Origin of the sequence: Providencia sp. PROV201 (genome assembly GCF_028479545.1) — a bacterium.
In the GTDB taxonomy this organism is placed as follows: Bacteria; Pseudomonadota; Gammaproteobacteria; order Enterobacterales; family Enterobacteriaceae; genus Providencia; species Providencia huaxiensis.
The window spans coordinates 1-3,775 of record NZ_JAMPNW010000043.1 but is presented as its reverse complement, the minus strand read 5'-3'; the positions used below and the strand labels follow the sequence as shown (position 1 = coordinate 3,775).

Annotated in this window: 5 protein-coding genes; all 5 read right to left on the bottom strand. The window is 32.1% G+C overall.

Features of this window, described 5'->3' with window-relative positions:
- Positions 1-546 (bottom strand): hypothetical protein (locus tag PR809_RS19920; protein ID WP_272524682.1); only part of this gene is annotated, 546 nt, incomplete at its 3' end.
- Positions 547-569: 23 nt separating this feature from the next.
- Entirely contained in the window at positions 570-1,088 is a 519-nt protein-coding gene (gene dcd, locus PR809_RS19915) for a dCTP deaminase (RefSeq protein WP_195698598.1), read from the bottom strand.
- Complete coding sequence (locus PR809_RS19910) at positions 1,088-1,585, bottom strand: dCTP deaminase (RefSeq protein ID WP_206277121.1); 498 nt, start codon at positions 1,583-1,585, stop codon at positions 1,088-1,090. The genes dcd and PR809_RS19910 overlap by 1 nt, the downstream gene beginning before the upstream one ends.
- A 12-nt stretch (positions 1,586-1,597) precedes the next feature.
- Positions 1,598-2,407 carry a class I SAM-dependent methyltransferase gene (locus PR809_RS19905; RefSeq protein ID WP_195698600.1) on the bottom strand — a complete coding sequence of 270 codons (810 nt, stop codon included), beginning with the start codon at positions 2,405-2,407 and terminating at the stop codon, positions 1,598-1,600.
- Positions 2,397-3,500 (bottom strand): hypothetical protein, encoded by a 1,104-nt coding sequence (locus PR809_RS19900; protein ID WP_239979200.1) that lies wholly within the window; start codon positions 3,498-3,500, stop codon positions 2,397-2,399. Before PR809_RS19900 ends, PR809_RS19905 begins: the two co-directional genes overlap by 11 nt.
- Between the last annotated feature and the right edge of the window lie 275 nt (positions 3,501-3,775).

The following is a 3,775-nucleotide window of genomic DNA, read 5'->3' as shown; positions in this document are numbered from 1 at the left end:
AATGCCATCACCTACAACTTCAAATTTTTTCGGATCAATCATTGCTAATGAATCGTGTGTTGCAATTGAATTATCCACAAAGAACTCTCTATTTACATTTGATTCATCTAAATACAATGCCCCTTCACCATAGAAAGTTTTAGTCAACGTAAGCGAAGAAGAGTCTCTATGATACAAATTACTTACAGACGGATGTTCTTTCTCTATATATTTTTCATCTACGATCCTTAATGAGGCCAAATTAAAGTCTATCGAGATAACTGAGGCTAGGCTTTTAATAGCTAAAGTTAATTCATGAATAAAATTGCCTAATATATACTTATCATTTATATACTGCGCTAGTGAGTCATGAATTTTATTGATTATTGAAAAACCTCCTTCATTGATAATCTGAATGCAATAGTCTTGAGGTAGACTCATGGCAATCCGTTTATTTTCATCAAATGTATTTATATTGGGCCCTTTGTACTTATATGCCATACCAGAGTAATCACTATCAGAAAATTCCAACAGATGAACACTTGTTAATTCATTAACAATCTTCATATATCTAGCTTCCTACATCAAAATTAAGCATAATCTAGAAATGTTTTCGACGGCATCGGCCCACTCGAGTGCTGATATTTCCCGTTATACAACTCAATCTCACCATCTGGTACCCAAAAGGACATCTGCCCAATCAACATATCTGGGTAAACTGTAACTGGTAATGTGGCAAATAATTGAAAAGTAATTTTCCCAACAGAACCTATGTCAATAAGATCAGCAGTAACATGAACGAAAAGTCCAGATCTTGCAGTTCCCGATTTTGCGTGAAGCATAGGGACATAATGTTCACTCCCGATAACTTCTTTGGATTCACCTAGAATAAAGTTTCCAGGCTTAAGATTCAGTCCCATTTTAGGGATATTATGAGTAGAATATCTGGCAGGTTTCTTTGGGTCTATAACACCATCTTCATATTTAATGTACTTCTCACCTAATCTAATATCATATGAGTTTGTACTCAATTGTGTTTTGTAAAAAGGCATGATTACAATATTACCTTTATTTACTTCATCACTTATCTTGTTACCTGTTAATATCATTAGATATGACTCTCCATAGGTTTATTATAAAGTGCAAATTTTTTACCTAGACATGAAATGTCACCTTTGTTATTCCAAAATGAAACCTGCCCAATAGGCATTCTGGGGTAAACTCTAATTGGCAAGCACGCATACAGTTCTAATGTCCATCGATGAGATGAAGTTGTATGGCCAAGGTCTGCAGAAATTTGCAGAAACAACCCATATCGTCCTAAAGAGCTTCTACCAATTAAGGACATTGCATATCTATTACTACCAATAACTTCATTTGTTACGCCTAGGCACATCTTACCCGGAAGTAAAACAAATCCTTCTTCGGGTATTACAATTTCCCTGAATAAATTTTTATTGTTCCTATCTTTACCTATGTACTCTTTTAGAGTTTCGCCTAATAGATAGTTGTAGCTATTAGGGTTGCACTGTTCTTTATTAAATGGAATAAGGTCAATATTGCCATTAATAAACTCAGATTCAATTTTACTTCCGGTAAGAATCATAATTTAACCTTATTAAAACAGTTCAATAAAACGTTTAGAGTAGGTATTTGCGTTGTACTTAAACACACAAACAGAATATTCTTGATACTTTCTTAGAATATTTGACATTTCTTTAATTGAGTACAGACGCTTATACATCGCATTAATGACAGACTTATCGACAATGCTTTCTTCTGATACAATACGATTAATAGTTGAATTACAGTAATGATGCATCTCTTCTTCTGTCTCAAGCTCTGGCTTAAGTCGATCTTCATAATAAACCTCAAATCCCTTATAAAGGCTCATGACATCTTTATAGGTGCCAGTAGTTGGTTTTATACCAAACAATTTTTCAGCTTTATCAATAATATCGTCAGGAATTTCAGAGGTCACATAGAAAGGAGAGGCAAGTAAGTAACCTGCATCAGCAAAAAGTTTATTCATTTGATTGATCATTAATTCTGGTTGTGGAAAGAACCCTAAACCTGCGCCAACAATAATATGACTAAACTTTTTATTTGTTTCATATAATGTTGCATCTGCGTAACGAAAATCGACTTTACTTTCGATGCCTAACTTAGCAGCATTCTCCTTTGCCCGTTCTATTGAAGGTTCGCTTATATCGATACCAACGCCAGTACATCCGGATTCTAATACTAAGTTGTTAATCGAGAAACCTGTTGTACAAGCAACTTCTAGCGCATGAGAATCTTCTGAAATGTTAGAGTTAATTCTCCAACGAGTGACCGTTGAAAGTGAACCTGGCGGTACATTCGTTTGATTAATAAAAGCGACAAAGTCTGTGTAACTTATTTCATTTATTTGGTTTTCAGATAACATTTTTCTCCCTTCCTTTTTCATGTGTGAGATATTTAGGTATTAAAACCTTCGCTGCTATAGGTAATAAGGTGATGTAGATTACTGTATCCCAATCCGTAACAGCCACTCCTACTAACTTTGAGCCACCTTGCACAATAATTGACAAGAAGAACTGACCTGCCGTTAAGCATGTAACTAGAGTTATTTTTTCGTAATTTTTAGATAAAGTAGAAAACTCAGAAATTGTATTTGAAATTACAAATGAGGTTAGAAATCCTATAACAAGACTTCCAAGAAAAGTGGGAACAGAAACGCGTTCGAATGAGTCTTTAAAAACAAAAAATGTTACGCTTATTAGTGTAAGCCCTAAAAAACTATACTTATTGAAGTTTATGTTTATCTTTTTAATAGTTATAAAGCTTATGAAGACGCCTATAATAAAAGCCAACTGGATATAAAAGACAGTGAATTCGTTAAAATAACCACTATTAAGGTCCAGTTCACCAACGATTAAGTAAAATGTATTAATAGTAAAAACTGCACACATATAAACTAAAATCGCAATTGTTGGGATCTTCTTAAAAACAGCGTAAATCCTAGTGTAATTAGGCCGTTCAAGCGAGCCATGACCACCTATGTACATATAAAAAATAATTAAAAGCAATGATGCGAGGTAAACGGTAGTAATAAAGGAAGGGGTAGATAGATAGCTCAAAACTGAAACTAAGGTTAACGTTATGATATTAATATATATAAGCAATCTGGACGATGCTTTAGGCTTACTTTCTGATTTAGACACCTCGCCTATAGCAAATATTATACTAGTGGACGCTATCAAGCCAGACAAAAAAATATCCACATATCGTGTTAAATATAATTCATTATGTGACAATATTATTACTAATTTAATTAATGATGAAATTAATACTACATGTGACAAACTATTTCTTATAAATAAAAATAATGCAATACAGACTGAGCCTAAAAAAAACACCTGTAATATAATTTGATTGGTTATTTCACCATACATATATGAAAAATAAATCAAAGAGGTTGCTGCATGAGCTGACAATAAAGAGCACAATAACTCTCTTAACTTCATACTTAATTTCATAAAGAGTACCTATTCCATGAAAATCTCAGTTATTACCTGAAATTAGGGAGCGAATTCTAACAATAAGGTTAGTAGTAATTTTTATAATTTCATTAAGTCTTAAATAATAATTTGCCAAATTCATAGAAACTACACGACATACAATGAAAATAGTGTTAAGGTATAACTATTATATTATTATATTATTATATTATTATATTATTATATTATTATATTATTATATTATTATATTATTATATTATTATATTATTATATTATTATATTATTATATTATT

Bases quoted from the DNA above. Each gene is read 5' to 3' on its own strand.
- PR809_RS19910 (WP_206277121.1), bottom strand. From the start codon at position 1,585: ATGATTCTTACCGGAAGTAAAATTGAATCTGAGTTTATTAATGGCAAT.
- PR809_RS19900 (WP_239979200.1), bottom strand. From the start codon at position 3,500: ATGAAATTAAGTATGAAGTTAAGAGAGTTATTGTGCTCTTTATTGTCA.
- dcd (WP_195698598.1), bottom strand. From the start codon at position 1,088: ATGATATTAACAGGTAACAAGATAAGTGATGAAGTAAATAAAGGTAAT.
- PR809_RS19905 (WP_195698600.1), bottom strand. From the start codon at position 2,407: ATGTTATCTGAAAACCAAATAAATGAAATAAGTTACACAGACTTTGTC.